At 65.9% G+C, this 16,434-nt stretch carries 19 protein-coding genes; 5 read left to right on the top strand and 14 right to left on the bottom strand.

Annotated features, from left to right (window positions below; translation table 11 throughout):
- Window positions 1-66: 66 nt before the first annotated feature.
- The 11 genes from G0Q01_RS17225 to G0Q01_RS17175 all read right to left on the bottom strand — a co-directional run bounded on the left by G0Q01_RS17225 (window position 67) and on the right by G0Q01_RS17175 (window position 8,759).
- The gene (locus G0Q01_RS17225; protein WP_164195507.1) at window positions 67-1,287 is read right to left on the bottom strand and encodes a cysteine desulfurase; all 1,221 of its coding nucleotides are present in this window, start codon (window positions 1,285-1,287) and stop codon (window positions 67-69) included.
- Window positions 1,280-1,897: a YIP1 family protein gene (locus tag G0Q01_RS17220; protein ID WP_235940210.1), complete on the bottom strand. Its 618-nt coding sequence runs from the start codon at window positions 1,895-1,897 to the stop codon at window positions 1,280-1,282. The genes G0Q01_RS17225 and G0Q01_RS17220 overlap by 8 nt, the downstream gene beginning before the upstream one ends.
- Window positions 1,858-2,367 (bottom strand): YIP1 family protein, encoded by a 510-nt coding sequence (locus tag G0Q01_RS17215; protein ID WP_164195510.1) that lies wholly within the window; start codon window positions 2,365-2,367, stop codon window positions 1,858-1,860. Before G0Q01_RS17215 ends, G0Q01_RS17220 begins: the two co-directional genes overlap by 40 nt.
- Window positions 2,367-3,647 carry a SufD family Fe-S cluster assembly protein gene (locus G0Q01_RS17210; protein WP_164195512.1) on the bottom strand — a complete coding sequence of 427 codons (1,281 nt, stop codon included), beginning with the start codon at window positions 3,645-3,647 and terminating at the stop codon, window positions 2,367-2,369. Before G0Q01_RS17210 ends, G0Q01_RS17215 begins: the two co-directional genes overlap by 1 nt.
- Window positions 3,647-4,402, bottom strand: coding sequence for a Fe-S cluster assembly ATPase SufC (gene sufC / locus G0Q01_RS17205; RefSeq protein ID WP_108966186.1), 756 nt, complete (start codon window positions 4,400-4,402; stop codon window positions 3,647-3,649). The genes G0Q01_RS17210 and sufC overlap by 1 nt, the downstream gene beginning before the upstream one ends.
- A gap of 24 nt (window positions 4,403-4,426) precedes the next feature.
- The gene (locus G0Q01_RS17200) at window positions 4,427-5,023 is read right to left on the bottom strand and encodes a hypothetical protein (RefSeq protein WP_164195514.1); all 597 of its coding nucleotides are present in this window, start codon (window positions 5,021-5,023) and stop codon (window positions 4,427-4,429) included.
- Window positions 5,020-5,337: a heavy metal-binding domain-containing protein gene (locus G0Q01_RS17195; protein WP_108966190.1), complete on the bottom strand. Its 318-nt coding sequence runs from the start codon at window positions 5,335-5,337 to the stop codon at window positions 5,020-5,022. The genes G0Q01_RS17200 and G0Q01_RS17195 overlap by 4 nt, the downstream gene beginning before the upstream one ends.
- Before the next feature lie 10 nt (window positions 5,338-5,347).
- Window positions 5,348-5,542 (bottom strand): hypothetical protein, encoded by a 195-nt coding sequence (locus G0Q01_RS17190; RefSeq protein WP_164195516.1) that lies wholly within the window; start codon window positions 5,540-5,542, stop codon window positions 5,348-5,350.
- Between the two features lie 24 nt (window positions 5,543-5,566).
- Window positions 5,567-7,087, bottom strand: a complete 1,521-nt coding sequence (gene sufB / locus G0Q01_RS17185; RefSeq protein ID WP_164195518.1) for a Fe-S cluster assembly protein SufB — start codon at window positions 7,085-7,087, stop codon at window positions 5,567-5,569.
- Window positions 7,088-7,157: 70 nt separating this feature from the next.
- Window positions 7,158-8,201, bottom strand: a complete 1,044-nt coding sequence (locus tag G0Q01_RS17180; protein WP_164195520.1) for a cysteine desulfurase family protein — start codon at window positions 8,199-8,201, stop codon at window positions 7,158-7,160.
- 45 nt (window positions 8,202-8,246) lie between these two features.
- Window positions 8,247-8,759, bottom strand: a complete 513-nt coding sequence (locus G0Q01_RS17175) for an Rrf2 family transcriptional regulator (protein ID WP_164195522.1) — start codon at window positions 8,757-8,759, stop codon at window positions 8,247-8,249.
- Window positions 8,760-8,927: 168 nt separating this feature from the next.
- Here G0Q01_RS17175 and G0Q01_RS17170 point away from each other — a divergent pair, with 168 nt between their 5' ends.
- The 3 genes from G0Q01_RS17170 to G0Q01_RS17160 all read left to right on the top strand — a co-directional run bounded on the left by G0Q01_RS17170 (window position 8,928) and on the right by G0Q01_RS17160 (window position 10,528).
- Window positions 8,928-9,581: an alpha/beta hydrolase gene (locus G0Q01_RS17170; protein ID WP_108966200.1), complete on the top strand. Its 654-nt coding sequence runs from the start codon at window positions 8,928-8,930 to the stop codon at window positions 9,579-9,581.
- 99 nt (window positions 9,582-9,680) lie between these two features.
- Window positions 9,681-9,932, top strand: coding sequence for a hypothetical protein (locus G0Q01_RS17165; RefSeq protein ID WP_108966202.1), 252 nt, complete (start codon window positions 9,681-9,683; stop codon window positions 9,930-9,932).
- Window positions 9,929-10,528, top strand: coding sequence for an HD family hydrolase (locus G0Q01_RS17160; RefSeq protein ID WP_164195525.1), 600 nt, complete (start codon window positions 9,929-9,931; stop codon window positions 10,526-10,528). The genes G0Q01_RS17165 and G0Q01_RS17160 overlap by 4 nt, the downstream gene beginning before the upstream one ends.
- Window positions 10,529-10,637: 109 nt before the next feature.
- Here G0Q01_RS17160 and lpdA read toward each other — a convergent pair whose 3' ends face one another.
- From lpdA to G0Q01_RS17145, 3 genes are all read right to left on the bottom strand, one after another.
- Window positions 10,638-12,032, bottom strand: a complete 1,395-nt coding sequence (gene lpdA, locus G0Q01_RS17155; RefSeq protein ID WP_108966206.1) for a dihydrolipoyl dehydrogenase — start codon at window positions 12,030-12,032, stop codon at window positions 10,638-10,640.
- Window positions 12,033-12,266: 234 nt separating this feature from the next.
- Window positions 12,267-12,851 (bottom strand): DUF924 family protein, encoded by a 585-nt coding sequence (locus tag G0Q01_RS17150; protein WP_164195529.1) that lies wholly within the window; start codon window positions 12,849-12,851, stop codon window positions 12,267-12,269.
- Window positions 12,852-12,981: 130 nt separating this feature from the next.
- Entirely contained in the window at window positions 12,982-14,283 is a 1,302-nt protein-coding gene (locus tag G0Q01_RS17145; RefSeq protein WP_108966210.1) for an MFS transporter, read from the bottom strand.
- A gap of 525 nt (window positions 14,284-14,808) precedes the next feature.
- Here G0Q01_RS17145 and G0Q01_RS17140 point away from each other — a divergent pair.
- Together G0Q01_RS17140 and G0Q01_RS17135 are read left to right on the top strand one after the other, a co-directional pair.
- A complete protein-coding gene (locus G0Q01_RS17140; protein ID WP_164213676.1) occupies window positions 14,809-15,123 on the top strand; it encodes a hypothetical protein in 315 nt (104 codons plus the stop codon).
- Entirely contained in the window at window positions 15,123-16,430 is a 1,308-nt protein-coding gene (locus tag G0Q01_RS17135; protein ID WP_164213675.1) for a pilus assembly protein TadG-related protein, read from the top strand. Before G0Q01_RS17140 ends, G0Q01_RS17135 begins: the two co-directional genes overlap by 1 nt.
- Window positions 16,431-16,434 lie beyond the last annotated feature (4 nt).

Genomic DNA, 16,434 nt, shown 5'->3' with positions numbered 1-16,434 from the left:
CTGCGCGACGTCCGGGGCTTTCTCTCTTTTCGAATTCGCAAATCCGGCGGCGGAGCCGGGTGCGGCTCAGGCGAAGAGCTCGTGGGCCAGTTCCAAGGCCTCGACCAGCGTGTCGACCTCTGCCTCGGTGTTGTAGAGGCCGAAGGAGGCGCGGCAGGTCGCGGTGACGCCGAGGTGATCCATCAGCGGGCCGGCGCAATGGTGCCCGGCGCGCACCGCGACGCCCTTCTTGTCGAGGATCGTCGAGATGTCATGCGCATGCGCCGCGCCATCGAGCGTAAAGGAGAAGATCGCCGCCTTGCCGGGCGTGGTGCCCTGCAGGTTGAGCCAGTTCAGCCCCTGCAGCTTCGATGCGGCGTAATTGGCGAGCTTCGCCTCGTGGGCGGCGATGTTTCCCATGCCGAGGCCCATCATGTACTCGAGCGCCGCGCCAAGGCCGATCTGCGGCACGATGCCGGGCGTGCCCGCCTCGAACTTCATCGGCGGCTCGGCATAGGTGATGCTGTCCTTGTGGACCTCGCGGATCATGTCGCCGCCGCCCATGAAGGGGCGCATCTCGGCCTGGCGCTCGCGGCGGATCCAGATCGCGCCGGAGCCCGAGGGGCCATAGAGCTTGTGGCCGGTGATGGCGTAGAAATCGCAGCCGAGCTCCTCGACGTTGACGGGCATGTGCACCGCCCCCTGCGAGCCGTCGACCAGCACCGGCACACCCTTCTCGCGCGCACCTGCCGAGATCGCCTTGATATCGACCACCGTGCCCAGCACGTTCGACACCTGCGTCACCGCGATCAGCTTGGTCTTCGGCGTGATCGCGTCCAGCACCGCCTGCGGATCGAGCGCGCCGGTGGCGTCGACGTCGACCCATTTGATCACCACGCCCTGCCGCTCGCGCAGGAAGTGCCAGGGCACGATATTGGCGTGATGCTCCATGACCGACAGGATGATCTCGTCCCCGGCCTCCATGCGGGGCATGGCCCAGCCGTAGGCGACGAGGTTGATGCCCATGGTCGAGCCGTTGGTGAAGACCACCTCTTCCTCGTCCCGCGCGCCGAGGAAGCGCGCGATGGTGCCGCGCACGCCCTCGTATTTCTCGGTGGCGAGGTTCGACAGGTAGTGAAGCCCGCGGTGGACGTTGGAATATTCCTCGGCATAGCCACGGGTCACCGCGTCGATCACCACCTGCGGCTTCTGCGCCGAGGCACCATTGTCGAGATAGACCAGCGGCTTGCCGTTCACATCGCGGGAGAGGATCGGAAAATCCTCGCGGATTTGTTGCACGTCATACATAGCTTGCCATCCCGTTCGGCATTCCCCCCATCAGGGAGGCGATCATCATCAGCGCCGCGAGCAGCGCCAAGGTCGCGAGTATCAGCACCAGCAGCGCCTTTAAAGGGCTGCCGAAACCATGCGCCTCGTCGAGGAAGGCGACCAGGATCCAGAGCCCCACACAGAGCGCCACAAGCACCAGCAGCACCGCCAGCCCGCCCGAGACCGCGCCGATCAGCGCCACCCCGAGCTGCGCCAGCGCCCGCAGCCCCTGCAGCCAGATCAGCAGCACGGCCACGTCCTCGAGCCGCGCAGTGCCGCCGAAGCTGCGCCCGGCCCATGTCAGCGTGACGATCGAGCCCGCCAGCATCACGGCCAGCAAGAGCCCCATCGGCACCGGCATCAGCCCGCCCACCGGGCCCAGCTCGCCGCCGAGCTGCATCAGCCCGACCAGCAGCGCATTCAGCGCCACCACCAGGCCGAAGCCGGTCAGCAGCGCCTCGCGCGACAGATGCAGGCCCAGCAGCATCCGCGCCACCTCGCGCGGGGCGGTGACGGTCTGCCAGGCCAGCGAAAGAAGACCCGCCACGGTCATGCGGCGGGCCGTTCGGCCATCCGGTCCCCGGGCCATACCGCGGCCCTGAGGCCGCCGATCCAGAACCAGAGGAAGACCGCGCACCACAGCAGCCCCACCAGCGAGAGCTGCAGACCCTCGCCGACGAACCCCGCCACCAGCCCGTTGAGCAGCGCCAGCGGGCTCGCCGCCAGCAGCGCCCAGAACAGTGCCAGCCGCGCACCGTAGCCGGTTCCCCGGCCGCGGAAGAGCTTGGCAACAAGATGGCTCAGCGCCGCCAGCACATAGAGCGCAAGCGGCAGGATCACCATGCAGGCCAGCAGCGACGCCCCCATGAGCGGGTTGAGCTCGGTACTTTCAAGATGCGCCTGCCGCGCGAGCGCGGGCATCCGGGCGACGAAGAACATCGCGCAGGCGGCCATGACGAGCATCAGCGCCCGGTCCTCTCGGGGGCCCTGCGACAGCAGGCGGCGCATCACCGCGCCCGGCCCCCGATAGGTGGCGACGATCTCGCGCGAGAGCGACATCAGTCGCGGCGACGGCCCAGCCAGGCCGCGACCAACTCATTGATCTCGGTCTGGATGTCCTCGTCCTCGACCTCCTGCACCGCTTCGGCGATGAAGGCGATGGTCAGCAGGTCCTCGGCGATGCCGCGCGGCACGCCACGGGCGCGCAGGTAGAACAGACCGTCCTCGTCGATTGCGCCCGAGGTCGAGCCGTGCGAACAGGCCACGTCGTCGGCGTAGATCTCGAGCTCCGGCTTGGCGAGGAACTGGCTGTCCTCGTCCAGAAGCAGCGACTGGCTGATCTGATAGCCGTCGGTCTTCTGTGCGCCGGGCTTGACCAGGATCTTGCCCTGGAAGACGCCGGTCGCGCCGTTGCGCAGCACCTTCTTGAAGATCTGGCGGCTTTCGCAGTTCACCGCGTCGTGGGTGATGAACACGGTGTCGTCATGGTGGAAATCGCCATCCCCCATGCAGGCGCCCGCGACATGCACCGCCGCGTCGTCACCGGTCAACTCGATCACCGCCTCGTTGCGGGTCAGCACGCCGTTCACCGTGAGGGTGAAGGTCTTGAAGGTGCTCTCGGTGCCGAGCCGGCCGAAGATATGCGTCGCGGCGCGGCGCTCGTGGTCGCGGCCTTGGACCCGGATGTGGTGGAAGCCAGCGCCATCGGCGACGTCAACTTCCATCACCGCGTTGAAGCGCGCGGCGGCGGGGCCGGATTCCAGCACCGTCACGTCGCCGCCCTCTTCGACCTTCACCACGTGATGCAGGATCGCATCGGAGCTGTCGCTCTCGTGGCGATAAAGCAGGTGCACGGGCTTTGCGACCTTGCCGGTCACGCGGATCAGCAGGCCATCGGTGGCAAACGCGGTGTTGAGCGCGGCAAGCGGGCGCTCGACGGGGGTCTGGCCGCTCAGTTCCAGCGTGCCATAGAGATCCTTGGCCCAGTGGATATCCGAAGCCTCGGCGAGACGCTCGATGCTCAGCCCTTCGAGCGCCAGATCATCGGAGTCCTCGGCGCTGAACACGCCGTCGACGAAGACCACCTTGAGCCGGTCGCGTTCGCTGAAGACCGGCGCCTCGTCGTCCGCGGCCATCACGGCGGCGGCGGGCGCCTCGACTGCGGTCAGCGTGTCGGGGCGGGTGAATTTCCAGTACTCGTCACGGCCGCCGGGCAGGCCCATGGCCTGCACGCGGGCCAGCGCCGCCTCGCGGGCCGGACGCGACCAGCCGCCTTCGGGCAGGCTGAGCGCGGCCAGACGCGCGTCGGTCGCGGTCTGCTTGACTTGGGGAAGTGCCATTACGCCTCCTCCTCGATGATGTCCGCATAGCCGTTCTGCTCGACCTCGAGCGCCAGCTCGGGGCCGCCGGTCTTGATGATGCGGCCGTTCGACATGATGTGCACGACATCCGGTTTGATGTGGTCGAGCAGGCGCTGGTAGTGGGTGATCACGAGGAAGGCGCGGCCTTCGTCGCGCAGCGCGTTGACGCCATCGGCGACCAGCTTCATGGCGTCGACGTCGAGGCCGGAGTCGGTCTCGTCGAGGATGCACATCTTCGGCTCGAGCATCGCCATCTGCAGGATCTCGTTGCGCTTCTTCTCACCGCCCGAGAAGCCGACGTTGACCGGGCGCTTGAGCATCTCGGCATCGATCTTCAGCGACTTGGCCTTCTCGCGGATGACCTTGAGGAACTCGGTCGAGGACATCTCTTCCTCGCCGCGGGCCTTGCGCTGCGAATTCACCGCGGTGCGCAGGAAGGTCATGTTGCCGACGCCGGGGATTTCCACCGGGTACTGGAACGCCAGGAAGAGGCCCGCCGCGGCGCGCTCTTCGGGCTCCATCTCAAGGATGTCCTCGCCTTCCAGCAGCGCCTCGCCGCCGGTGACCTCGTAGCCGTCCTTGCCCGACAAGACGTAGGACAGGGTCGACTTGCCCGAGCCGTTCGGGCCCATGATCGCATGCACCTTGCCCGCTTCGACGGTCAGGTCCACACCCTTGAGGATCTGCTTGTCCTCTTCTTCCAGCTTCACCTGAAGGTTCTTGATTTCCAGCATAGGTTTCCCTCCTTGGGGGTGCGGTCAGGGCCGCACGGTCAGTTTCATGATCCGCAGCAGATCCTTCACCGGGAAGGCCTGAGGGACGATCTCGAACCGGGCCATGCGGCCGGTCATTTGCGGTCGGCCGAGCCAGTGCTCGACCTTGTGATAGTGCGCCCGCGGTGCGTAGTCGTCGAAGAGCAGCACCAGCGGTTTCTCGGTCAGGAAAGCGGCGGCAAGCGCGCAGCCCTCGCGAAAGCGGCCATCCACCAGCACCACGTCCGGCTGGCGGAACTCGGGCAGCCCCCAGACCTTCAGCGGGTACTCTGGGAAGCTGCGCCACTCGATCTCGTCGACCGGGTGGCCCCATTCCTTGGTCGGCCCGATGTCGGACCAGATCACATCCACCTCGGTCCCCGCGGCGGGCGGGGTCTCGGCGAACCAGCGGCGCATCCCCTGCGCCCAATCCTTGTCCGACTCCACCGTGAAGACGGTCTTGCCGGGCATCTCTGCGGCCAGCACGGTCGAGCCGCCCGAGCCGTATTCGAGGATCACCTCTGCCCGTGCGTACTCGTCGCGCAGCAGTGCTGCCTCCGCCTCGGGCAGGGTCAGCTCGGGCCGAACCAGCGCTTCGGTCATGGCGTGATCACCACCGCCGTGCCCGACACCGAGACCATGAGCATCGAGTCGCCCACCACCTCGTAGTCGAGATCGACGCCGACCACGGCATTCGCCCCCAGCACCTTTGCACGCGCTTCGAGCTCGCGCATGGCCACGTCGCGGGCATCCTGCAGCTTGGCCTCATAGGCGCCCGAGCGCCCGCCGATGATATCGGTCACCCGCGCGAAGAGATCGCGCATCACATTGGCGCCCATGATGGCCTCGCCCACCACGATGCCCTTGTAGGCGGTGATGCGGTGGCCCTCGATGGTGTTTGTTGTGGTGACGATCATCGCGCGGTCCTCAACCCAGGAAATAGCGGTAGGCCATCATCACGAGCAGTGCGACCCCGGCGGCCGCGCTCGCGGTGAGCAGCACCGAGCCGCCAAGAAGCCCCTCGGTATTGCCCTTCCGCTTGCGCACGCCAAGGCCGATCAGCACGCCCACAAAGACGCCGATCGCCGCCCCGGCGGAGTCGAGTACCAGCTGTTGCAGCATCCGGCGTCTCCCCTGCGGCGGGCCTTAGCCCACCGAGCCTTCGAGCGAGATGGCGACGAGCTGCTGGGCTTCCATGGCGAACTCCATGGGCAGCGCCTGCAGCACTTCCTTGCAGAAGCCGTTGACCACCAGGGCCACCGCCTCTTCCTCGTCCATGCCGCGCTGGCGGCAGTAGAAGAGCTGGTCGTCGTCCACCTTCGAGGTGGTCGCCTCGTGCTCGACGCGCGAGGAGTTGTTCTTCACCTCGATGTAGGGAACCGTGTGGGCCCCGCACTTGTCGCCGATCAGCAGACTGTCGCATTGGGTGTAGTTGCGCGAGTTCTTCGCCTTCGGGTGCATCGACACCAGACCGCGATAGGTGTTCTGCGCCACGCCCGCCGAGATGCCCTTCGAAACGATCCGGCTCTTGGTGTTCTTGCCAAGGTGGATCATCTTGGTGCCGGTGTCGGCCTGCTGGTGGTTGTTGGCGATGGCGATCGAGTAGAACTCGCCCTGGCTCTCGTTGCCGCGCAGGATGCAGGACGGGTACTTCCAGGTCACGGCCGAGCCGGTCTCGACCTGCGTCCACATCACCTTGGCCCGATCGCCACGGCAGTCGGCCCGCTTGGTGACGAAGTTGTAGATGCCGCCCTTGCCGTTCTCATCGCCGGGGAACCAGTTCTGGACGGTCGAGTATTTCACCTCGGCGTCCTCTTCGACGATGATCTCGACCACGGCCGCGTGCAGCTGCGCGGTATCGCGCTTCGGCGCGGTGCAGCCCTCGAGGTAGGACACGTAAGAGCCCTTGTCGGCGATGATAAGCGTCCGCTCGAACTGGCCGGTGTTCTCGGCGTTGATGCGGAAGTAGGTCGACAGCTCCATCGGGCAGCGCACGCCCGGCGGCACGTAGACGAAGGAGCCATCCGAGAAGACCGCCGAGTTCAGCGTGGCGTAGAAGTTGTCCGACACCGGCACGACCGAGCCGAGGTACTTCTTGACCAGTTCCGGGTGCTTCTTGATGGCCTCGGAGATGGAGCAGAAGATCACGCCTGCCTTCTCGAGTTCCTTCTGGAAGGTGGTGCCCACGGAAACCGAGTCAAAGACCGCGTCCACGGCGACCTTGCGGCCCTCGGCGAGCGCGTCCTCGGCGCCCTCGACACCGGCGAGGATCATCTGCTCCTTGAGCGGGATGCCGAGCTTCTCGTAGGTCGCCAGCAGCTTGGGATCGACCTCGTCCAGAGACTGCGGCTTGGTCTCAAAGCTCTTGGGGCGGGCATAGTAGTACTGCTTCTGGAAGTCGATCTTGGGGTAGTCGACCATCGCCCAGGTGGGCTCTTCCTTGCTCAGCCACCGGCGGTAGGCCTCGAGGCGCCACTCGGTCATCCACTCGGGCTCTTCGTTCTTTTCCGAGATCAGACGCACGATGTCCTCGTTGAGGCCCATCGGCGCGTATTCCATCTCGATGTCGGTGTCCCAGCCGTACTTGTAGGTCGAGACAGCCTCGACCGCGTCCACGGTCTCCTGCTCGACACCTTCCTTCACGGTGATATTGTCAAAAGCTGCCATCAGCCTTTATCTCCTGTCGTCCCGGGGCAAGCGCCGCGCGCCGCCCTGCGTTTCCGGTGACGCGCGCGGCTCAGAGCACGGGCGCGTATTTCTTCCGATACTGACGTGCCCAGGCTTCAGCGAAGCGCAGCACGTCTTCTTCCCGTGTCGTCGGGCCCAGGCTCACGCGGATCGCGCAGCCGGCCACGTCGTCGTTAAAACCCATTGCCCGCAGCACGCGGGAGGCGCGGACCTTGCCGCTGGAACAGGCCGACCCCGCCGAAATCGCGAAACCGGCAAGGTCCATCTGCATCACCTGCGTCTCACCCTTCCAGCCCGGCAGGGCGAAGCAGGAGGTGTTCGGCAGGCGCGGCGCACCATTCCCGACAAAAATAGTCTCTGGCGCGGCAGCCGCAATAGCGTTCTCTAGAATAGTTCTAAGTTTTTCGATTCCTGTCCATACGTCATCGGCCAGATCGCGCGTGGCTGCCTCTGCGGCTGCGCCAAATCCCGCTATGCCGATCAGGTTCTCGGTCCCGGCGCGGCGACCCATCTCCTGCCCGCCGCCCTTCATCTGCGGAGGCAGCTCTGTGCCACGCTTCATCACCAGCGCGCCGATTCCCTTGGGCCCGCCGAGCTTGTGCGCCGAAACGATGACCATCTGCGCGCCGGTCCAGTTAAAGGCGAAGGGCAACTTGCCGAAGACCTGCGTCGCATCAATCACCGCGAGCCCCTGCGGCAGATCCTGTACCACACCGGTTTCGGAGTTCGCCGCCTGCAGCGCGGTGCTCGCGGGGTCGCGCACGGTCACCCGCCCCTGCCCGTCCACCGGCAGATCGCAGGTCAGCCAGGCGGCCATCGCATCATGCTCTATGTCTGCGCCCTGCAGCCCGCGCCCGGCGCAGGCCAGGGCCGCGGCCTCGGTGGCGCCCGAGACGAAGATCACGTCGGCGCCGTCGGCGCCAAGCGCCGAGGCGACCTGCGCCCGCGCCTTTTCCATCAGCCCCTTGGCCCCGCGCCCCTCGGCGTGGACCGACGAGGGGTTCCCCACGAGATCCATCGCCGCGATCATCGCGTCTTTCGCCTCGGAGCGCAGCGGCGCCGTGGCATTCCAGTCGAGATAGGCCCGCGTCACGCCGCCCCCTCTTTCATCTTGTCCAGATTTCACGCCGCCTCGGGATCATATCTCGTCCGAGAGAATGTCCTCGACCTCTTCCCGCTCCTCGTCAGAGACCGGCTCGTCGACGATGGCAAAGAGCGACGGCACCGCCGGACAGGGTGCCAGCGCATTGCCGACCACATCCGAGAGCCGCGCCTGATGCAGGTACACATAGACATGCGCCGAAAGCGACTGCCAGAGCCGGTTCGACAGAGACTGCGCCCGGCTGCCCGAGGCCCCACCCGACGCGCCCGCACCCTTGTGCATCGCGTCAACGGTCTCGTCGACCGCCGCCAGCACGTCGACCACGCGGATCTCGTCGGTCGTGCGCGCCAAGCGATAGCCGCCGCCGGGTCCGCGCACCGAGGCCACCAGCCCCGCGCGTCGCAGCTTGACGAAGAGTTGCTCTAGGTAGGGAAGGGAAATGTCCTGGCGCCGCGAGATGTCTCCCAGCGTCACCAGCTCTCCCTCCGGCTGGAGGGCGATGTCGACCAGCGCGACCATCGCGTAACGCCCCTTGGTGCTCAGCTTCACGCTTGCCTCCCGGGCACCTTCGCGCCCAACCGATTGACCTTGACCGGGCAATTGCATATCTGCAATCAAGCCCTCTCCCGTGCCAGCACGGGATTTAGAAACGTTCTAAAGTGCCGCAGAAATTTCGTCAACAATTTCGCGCACACCGATCAGGAGCACTTCCGCCCGATGCCCGAGGTCATATTTCCCGGACCCGAAGGCCGCCTCGAAGGCCGCTATCATCCGCAGAAAGACAACGACGCCCCCATTGCCATCGTCCTGCACCCGCATCCGCAGTTCGGCGGGACGATGAACAACAAGGTCGTCTATAACCTTCACTACGCGTTCTACAACATGGGATTCACCGTGCTGCGGTTCAACTTCCGTGGCGTGGGGCGCAGCCAGGGCGAATACGACCAGGGCATCGGCGAGCTTTCGGATGCAGCCTCGGCGCTCGACTACCTGCAGTCGATGAACAACAACTCCAAGCACTGCTGGGTCGCCGGGTTCTCCTTTGGCGCCTGGATCGGCATGCAGCTGCTGATGCGCCGCCCCGAGATCACCGGCTTCGTGTCGGTCTCGCCGCCGGCCAACATGTACGACTTCTCGTTCCTCGCGCCCTGCCCCTCCTCTGGGCTGATCATCAATGGCACCAATGACCGCGTGGCCCCGCCCGCGGACACGACGACGCTGGTGAACAAGCTCAAGGAGCAGAAGGGCATCACGATCACCCACGATCAGGTCGAGGGCGCCGGGCACTTCTTCGAAGAGCCGCACATGGAGACGATGATCGACAGCGTCACCGGTTACGTGAAGCGCCGACTGACCGAGACCAGCCGCTGAAACAGCCCAAAGGCCGGCCCCGCGCCGGCCTTTGCATGTCCGTCGCCCGCCCTGGCTGACCTCCGAAAACCCTAGACCGCACGACCGGGAGGAGTGCCCATGAACCTCACCCAGGAGCTGGCCGACAAGCTGGCCGAGGACACGTTCAAGGTGATGAAGCTCACCGGCGACGAACGCTTCTTCATGGAGGTGGCCAAAGTCATCGGTGCTTCCTCCACCACGCTCGAGGAAGCCTATCTCACCTCGATCCGCGTCCGCCTCGCCGAGCGCCGGGCGCGCGCCTTCCTCGTCGAGCGGCTGAATGCCGCCAAGGCCGGCGGCACCAACATTCCCGAGGAGCCGCAGGAATGACCCCCGACGGCCAGACCAACCGCCTCGATGCGCAGATGGCCTTCCTCATCGAGGCGGGCCGGCTTTCGGCGGTCACCCGCGCCACCAAGACATCGGACGGCGCCCGCTTCGAGAACTCTGCCGAGCACAGCTGGCACCTGGCGCTCTTCGCGCTGGTGCTGGGAGAGCATGCTCCCGAGGGCGTCACCATCGAGCGCGTCATCAAGATGCTGCTGCTGCATGATCTGGTGGAGATCGACGCCGGAGACAACCCGTTCTTCGGCGAGGTCGACGAGGCCGCCAAGGAGGCCGAGGAAGCCGCCGCCGCCGACCGGCTCTTCGGCCTGCTGCCCGCCGACCAGGGCGCCGCGCTGCGCGCGCTCTGGGACGAATTCGAGGCCAACGAGACGCCCGACGCGCGCTTCGCCAAGTCGGTGGACCGCTTCCAGCCGCCCAACATGAACCTCGTCACGGAGGGCGGTTCCTGGGTGGATTACAAGGTCACCTGGCCGGTCTTCGAGAAGAAGATGGCGCCGAAGATCCAAAGCGGCGCCCCGAAGCTCTGGGCCTGGCTGGCGCCGAAGGTCGAGGCTTTCCTCGCGCGGCTCTCGCACTGACACCCTGTGCGGCCGGGGGCTGAGCCCCCTCACCGGCCACAAGTGTCGACTCGCCATGAAAAAGGGCGCCGCAAGGGCGCCCTTTTGTGTTTTTGACCCAGCCACGCCCTCAGTAATGGATCACGCGGCCGTAGGCGTCGAGCACGCTCTCGTGCATCATTTCCGACAGCGTCGGGTGCGGGAAGACCGTGTTCATCAGATCCTCTTCGGTGGTCTCGAGCTGGCGGCCCACGACGTAGCCCTGGATCAGCTCGGTCACTTCCGCGCCGACCATATGCGCGCCCAGAAGCTCGCCGGTCTTTTCGTCGAAGATCGTCTTGACCAGGCCCTCGGGCTCGCCGAGCGCGATCGCCTTGCCATTGCCGATGAAGGGGAAGCGACCGACCTTGATCTTGTAGCCGGCTTCCTTGGCCTTGGCTTCCGTCAGGCCCACCGAGGCGACCTGCGGGTGGCAGTAGGTGCAACCGGCGATGGACGAGGGCTCGACCGCGTGCGGATGGCCACCGGCGATGAGCTCGGCCACCATCACGCCCTCGTGGCTGGCCTTATGCGCCAGCCAAGGCGCGCCGGCGATGTCGCCGATGGCGTAGACGCCCTCGATGCCGGTGCGGCAATGCTTGTCGACCACCACATGGGTGCGCTCGACCTTCACGCCAAGCGCCTCGAGACCCAGCCCCTCGGTGTTGCCGACGATGCCGACCGCCGAGATCACCGTGTCGAATTCTTCCTTGGTCACCTTGCCGTTCTGCTCGATATGCGCGGTGACCTTGCCCTTGGCGCGGTCGAGCTGCTTGACCATGGTCTTCTCGCGGATGGTCATGCCCTGCTTCTCGAACTGCTTCTTGGCGAATTTCGAGATCTCCTCGTCCTCCACCGGCAGGATACGGTCCATCACCTCGACCACTGTCGTGTCGGCGCCGAGCGTGTTGTAGAAGCTGGCGAACTCGATGCCGATGGCACCCGAGCCGATGACCAGCAGCTTCTTGGGCATGCGGCTCGGCACCAGCGCGTGCTTGTAGGTCCAGACGCTCTCGCCGTCGGCCTCGAGGCCGGGCAGCTCGCGGGCACGGGCGCCCGTGGCAATCACGATGTTCTTCGCCGTCAGCTCCTCGGTGCCCTTGTCGGTCTTGACGGTGACCTTGCCCTTTGCGGGGATGGTCGCCTCGCCCATGAAGGCAGTGACCTTGTTCTTCTTCAGCAGGTGGGTGACGCCCGAGTTGAGTTGCTTCGCCACGCCGCGCGAGCGCTTGACCACCGCGTCGAGATCGTAACCGATCTTTTCGGCGGTCAGGCCGTACTCCTTGGCGCGCTGCATGAAATGGTAGATCTCCGAGCTGCGCAGCAGCGCCTTGGTCGGAATGCAGCCCCAGTTGAGGCAGATGCCGCCCATGTGCTCGCGCTCCACCACGGCCACCTTCAGGCCGAGCTGCGCGCCGCGGATGGCGGCGACGTAGCCCCCGGGTCCGGCACCGATGACGATCATGTCGAAGCTTTGCGAAGCCATGGCTCTCTCCCGCCGAGTCAAATTAGTTTGATATTAAACCATCCCCCGCGGAGCTTCAACGCCACCCCGCAAGAGAACGCCTTCCGCCCGGTCAGCTAGGGCTCGGCCGGGTCGAGAGCAAGGTGGCGAGCCGGAAGCAAAAGCGCAACCCGCCGTCGACACCCCGCCAGCAGGCATGCGAAGGGCCCGCGCGATCAGATCGCGCGGGCCCTGCCGATTCTCGTTGCGGGGCGCTCAGGCAGCCTCGACCGTCTGCAGCTTGCGCAGCACCTCGCCGTAGCCGCCACCCTGCAGGTAGCCGCTTTCCGGCGTGGTCGTGGCGCGCGAGAGCGCCTCGTTGCGGGTCGGGAAGCGCCCGTACTCGCGGATCACCTCGCGGTGGGCACGGGCGTGCAGCAAGTTGGAGGCGCCGGTTTCGGGCAGGCGCTCCTTCATCAAGCGAATGCAGCGCTCCTGATCGCAAAGATTCTCGGAGTGCATCAGCGGCAGGTAGAAGAACTGCCGGGCGGGCTCGTCAATCTTCATGTCCCAGCCGCGCCAGATTGCCTGCTTCGCCGCCGCCAGTGCGATTGCATCCGCGGAAAAGGCCTTGGCGCTGCCGCGGAACATGTTGCGGGAGAACTGGTCCAGCAGGAGGATATAGGCCAGCGCGCCGCCGGGATAGGTGAGCCAGAGGCCGAACCGTCCCTCCATCGCGCCGTTCCAGGTCTCCTCGAACCGGGAGCGGATCTCGGCGTCCAGCGCCTCGTCCGCCTTGTACCATTGCTCTGGCTCTGTTTCGTCGAGCCAGAATGCCAGAATGTCTTCGGGGGCTTTCATGGTTCCATCCTTACGTGCCGCTCCGCTGTCACTAAAAGGTTACACGCGCCCTTGCCGCAAGGCGAAGTCACAAATTCTGTCAATTGCGACATTCGCTGGTTCCTTGATGCAACGCTCAGAAAATGGGCACTCAGCGGGAGGTCGGCGCGCCGCTGGCCTCGAGACGCGCGGCCTCCTCGGCTTCCGCCTCGGCTGCCTCCTGCGCCTCGATGGCCACTTCCTGCGCCAGTTCGACCGCGACGGGCGAGGACACCGGGCCCACGGCTGTAACGCTTGCGGCGTCATCCGACTCCGGCGCCGGGCGCCGGGTCATGCGCCAGCCGGCATAGGCGGTGAGCCCCAGCATCAGCGCCGCGATCAGCACGAAGAAGCCGCCCGGCCCCATGGTCTCCATCGCGTAGCCCGAGATCAGCGGGCCGGCGATGGCGCCGAGTCCGTTGATGAACAGCAGCCCCGCCGAGCCCGCCGCCATGCGGTCGGTGCCGAGGTAGTCGTTGGTGTGGGCGATGAGGATCGAATAAAGTGGGTTGGACGCGCCGCCGATCAGGAAGGCCGCGCCGAGCAGCACGGTGAAGTGACCCGACAGCGAAACCGCCGCCGCCGCGGCGAGCCCCCCGACCAGCGCCACGATCACCACAAGGACGCGTCGGTCCATCCGGTCCGACAGCCAGCCAAGCGGATACTGGGTGACCAGCGCACCCACGTAGAAGGCGGCGACGAAGGTCGAGATCTGCGCCAGCGTCAGACCCGCCTCGGAGCCGTAGACCGCCGCCATGCCGAACTGCGAGGCGAAGACCCCGCCAAGCAGGAACATGCCGACCATGCCGAGCGGCGAGACGGTGTAGAGCTCGCGCAGGCTCATCGGGCGGGTGGTGTCGAAGGCCGGAGTCGGCGAGATCGACAGCAGGATCGGGGCGAAGGCGATGGAGACCAGCACCGAAGGGATCACGAAGAGCAGGAAGCCCGAGGGGTCGGGCACCAGCAGAAGCATCTGCGCGGCGATGATGCCGACCATCTGCACGATCATGTAGGCCGACAGCGCCTGGCCGCGGTTCTCGTTCGACGAGGCGTTGTTGAGCCAGCTCTCGGCGGTCACGTAGACGCCGCAGTAGCAAAAGCCGATGATCATGCGCTCGATGGTCCAGACGATGGGATGCGGGAAGGCCGGGTAAAGGATCAGGACCGCCGAGATGAACGAGCCAAGCGCGGCGAAGACCCGCACGTGGCCGACCCGGCGGATCATCCCCGGGGTGACCCGCGACGCCAGCAGGAAGCCGGCGAAGTACCCCGCCATGACCACGGACATGGCAAAGGCCGAGAAGCCGGCGCCACCGCCGCGCACGCCAAGCAGCGAGCCCTGCAGGCCGTTGCCCACCATCAGCAGCATGACCCCGAGCAGCAGCGCCCAGGAGTGTTTCAGAACCTCAGTCATCGGTCAGACCCTTTGTCCCAATCTAGCGCCACGCCCTGGCGCCGATTCTGCCTTTCTCCCTGCCCTGCCTGTCACGCGGCCCATGCGCAAGAGGCTTCGCGAATTGCCCGTATTTTGGGCATGTAGCATCCGGTGGCGAGGTGGCGACCTGAGCGGAACGTGCCCTGAAAGGCGAACGGAAACGGACTGTTTCAATTCCCAGAGCGAAAATAAACTATTTGTTTTGCAACAATTTAACGCAACGCCATTCCCAAAACGCACTTCAAATACGCATTGGATGACTCAGCCCGCAAGAGTTGCCGCAATATCGGCAAGATTCCGTCGAAAATAGACGTGTGGCGGGTCGAGTTTCCCCGCCCGAGGAGGAACCAGTAAAAGGGGGCGCTCGCCATGACGACGCGCACGACGGGTATTGCCAGAACCGGTATGATTTTTCGATTTCCCTGGAAACACATTGGCGCAAGGAAGTTCGTCCGCGACGACGAGGGGTCGCTCACGGTCGAGGTCGCAATCTAGGCGCCCGCGATGATTTTCATGCTCGCGCTTGTTTTGGACTTTGCCTTCATGATGGTCCTGAACGCGAGCATGTGGAACGCCGCACGCGAAACCGCACGCGCCGTATCCCTGCACCGGGTGCTGCCCGATCGCGCCGACGATTACCTCAGGGACCGGCTGCTGTTTCGCAATGCGCCCTATCGGATCTCGGTCAAGACCGGCCCCGACGAGGTCGACGCGCGGGTTGCCCTTGCCGGCCCCGAGGCCTCGCTGACCCCTGTCATGGGACGCTACCTCGTCGGGGACCTCAACGCTTCGGTTTCCATGCTGCGGGAGCCGAACTGATGCCCGGCCGCCTCGCGAAGGCGCGCGCCGCCGGGCTCTGGAGAGAAGAGGATGGCGCGGGCACCGTCTACGCGCTGTTCCTGGTGGTTGTCGGCGTGCTCGCAGGCGGCGCGGCGGTGGATTCCGCAAATGCCTGGCGGGTGCGCGAGATCCTGCAGTCGACCGCGGAGGCCGCGGCGCTGAGCGCCGCCATCCGCGCCTCGGAGCCGATCGCGCTCGAAACGCCGCGCGGGGTTGCCGAACGGATCGCCGACGACGGGTTGCGCACGGCCAAGCTCGGGGACGCCTGGCATGACGGCAGCTTCGAGATTGGCCGGCGCGATCCCGAGAGCGGCGTTTTCATTGCCAACCAGACACCGACCGACGCGGTGCGCGTCACGCTCAACCGCGATCGGGTCCACGGCAATCCCGAGCCCCTGCATTTCGTCGGCCTTTTCGGCTATGACCCCTGGAATATCCGGGGACAGGCCGTCGCGCAGTTCCGCACCCGGGGGGCGCTTGATTGCCCGGACCCATTGCTCTCGCTGCAGGCGCGGGCCGATATCTCGGCACTCGATGTTTATATCGGCATCTGCCTCATGGCCAATGCGGGAGTGGGTTACGGCGAAGCACCGCTCTGGCGCACCGAGGAAACCGACAGGCTGATCGGCAAGCTGATTTCCGGGGGGATCGAATTGCCCGGTCTCGATCTCTTCGGTCTCGATCTCTTCGGCCTCGAGACGCTCAGCCGGCACGACCTCGAGGAGGTTGCGCGCACCGCGACGCAGAACATCAACATCCGAGATCTCGATAACGTCGAGGTGATCAGCGACGGCAGCGTCTACATCGACTGCGAGGCCGGCGAAGTGCTGCGGCTGGGGGATGGCTTCGTGGTGGAGAACGCGGCGATCTTCTCCGAATGCCCGATCCGTTTCGAGGGCGAGGTCTCGCTGCGCGCCAGCCTTGTGGTCACGAACCTGCTGTCGCTGGTGCGCGATCTCGACGAACTTCGGCTGCAGCCCGATAGGGTCCTCACCGGCTCGCCAGCCTGCGCACCCGGCGACGGGGTGAAGGTGCTGCTCTTTGCCGATCTCGATGCGGTGGCGGGCATTCCCGCATTGGTCTCGACGGACTCGCCGCTGGGCCAGTATCTCGACCAGACGGTGGAGGAGACCGGCGGGGTGCTGCGCGACACGCTCGGCTTCCTCGGCGGCGTGGTGAACCCGCTGGTGCGCGACATTTCCGAAATCACCACGGATCTGCAGCTGCTGCCCATCTGCCTCAACGCCACGACCCTGCTGAACGGCGATACGGTCACCCTGCGCTGAGGCC

Origin of the sequence: Salipiger sp. PrR007, assembly GCF_010499845.1 — a bacterium.
Classification (GTDB): Bacteria; Pseudomonadota; Alphaproteobacteria; order Rhodobacterales; family Rhodobacteraceae; genus Salipiger; species Salipiger pacificus_A.
This window is presented reverse-complemented; position numbering and strand designations above follow the sequence as displayed.

Bases quoted from the DNA above. Each gene is read 5' to 3' on its own strand.
- G0Q01_RS17225 (WP_164195507.1), bottom strand. From the start codon at position 1,287: ATGTATGACGTGCAACAAATCCGCGAGGATTTTCCGATCCTCTCCCGC.
- G0Q01_RS17220 (WP_235940210.1), bottom strand. From the start codon at position 1,897: ATGGCCCGGGGACCGGATGGCCGAACGGCCCGCCGCATGACCGTGGCG.
- G0Q01_RS17215 (WP_164195510.1), bottom strand. From the start codon at position 2,367: ATGTCGCTCTCGCGCGAGATCGTCGCCACCTATCGGGGGCCGGGCGCG.
- G0Q01_RS17210 (WP_164195512.1), bottom strand. From the start codon at position 3,647: ATGGCACTTCCCCAAGTCAAGCAGACCGCGACCGACGCGCGTCTGGCC.
- sufC (WP_108966186.1), bottom strand. From the start codon at position 4,402: ATGCTGGAAATCAAGAACCTTCAGGTGAAGCTGGAAGAAGAGGACAAG.
- G0Q01_RS17200 (WP_164195514.1), bottom strand. From the start codon at position 5,023: ATGACCGAAGCGCTGGTTCGGCCCGAGCTGACCCTGCCCGAGGCGGAG.
- G0Q01_RS17195 (WP_108966190.1), bottom strand. From the start codon at position 5,337: ATGATCGTCACCACAACAAACACCATCGAGGGCCACCGCATCACCGCC.
- G0Q01_RS17190 (WP_164195516.1), bottom strand. From the start codon at position 5,542: ATGCTGCAACAGCTGGTACTCGACTCCGCCGGGGCGGCGATCGGCGTC.
- sufB (WP_164195518.1), bottom strand. From the start codon at position 7,087: ATGGCAGCTTTTGACAATATCACCGTGAAGGAAGGTGTCGAGCAGGAG.
- G0Q01_RS17170 (WP_108966200.1), top strand. From the start codon at position 8,928: ATGCCCGAGGTCATATTTCCCGGACCCGAAGGCCGCCTCGAAGGCCGC.
- G0Q01_RS17165 (WP_108966202.1), top strand. From the start codon at position 9,681: ATGAACCTCACCCAGGAGCTGGCCGACAAGCTGGCCGAGGACACGTTC.
- G0Q01_RS17160 (WP_164195525.1), top strand. From the start codon at position 9,929: ATGACCCCCGACGGCCAGACCAACCGCCTCGATGCGCAGATGGCCTTC.
- lpdA (WP_108966206.1), bottom strand. From the start codon at position 12,032: ATGGCTTCGCAAAGCTTCGACATGATCGTCATCGGTGCCGGACCCGGG.
- G0Q01_RS17150 (WP_164195529.1), bottom strand. From the start codon at position 12,851: ATGAAAGCCCCCGAAGACATTCTGGCATTCTGGCTCGACGAAACAGAG.
- G0Q01_RS17145 (WP_108966210.1), bottom strand. From the start codon at position 14,283: ATGACTGAGGTTCTGAAACACTCCTGGGCGCTGCTGCTCGGGGTCATG.
- G0Q01_RS17140 (WP_164213676.1), top strand. From the start codon at position 14,809: ATGATTTTCATGCTCGCGCTTGTTTTGGACTTTGCCTTCATGATGGTC.
- G0Q01_RS17135 (WP_164213675.1), top strand. From the start codon at position 15,123: ATGCCCGGCCGCCTCGCGAAGGCGCGCGCCGCCGGGCTCTGGAGAGAA.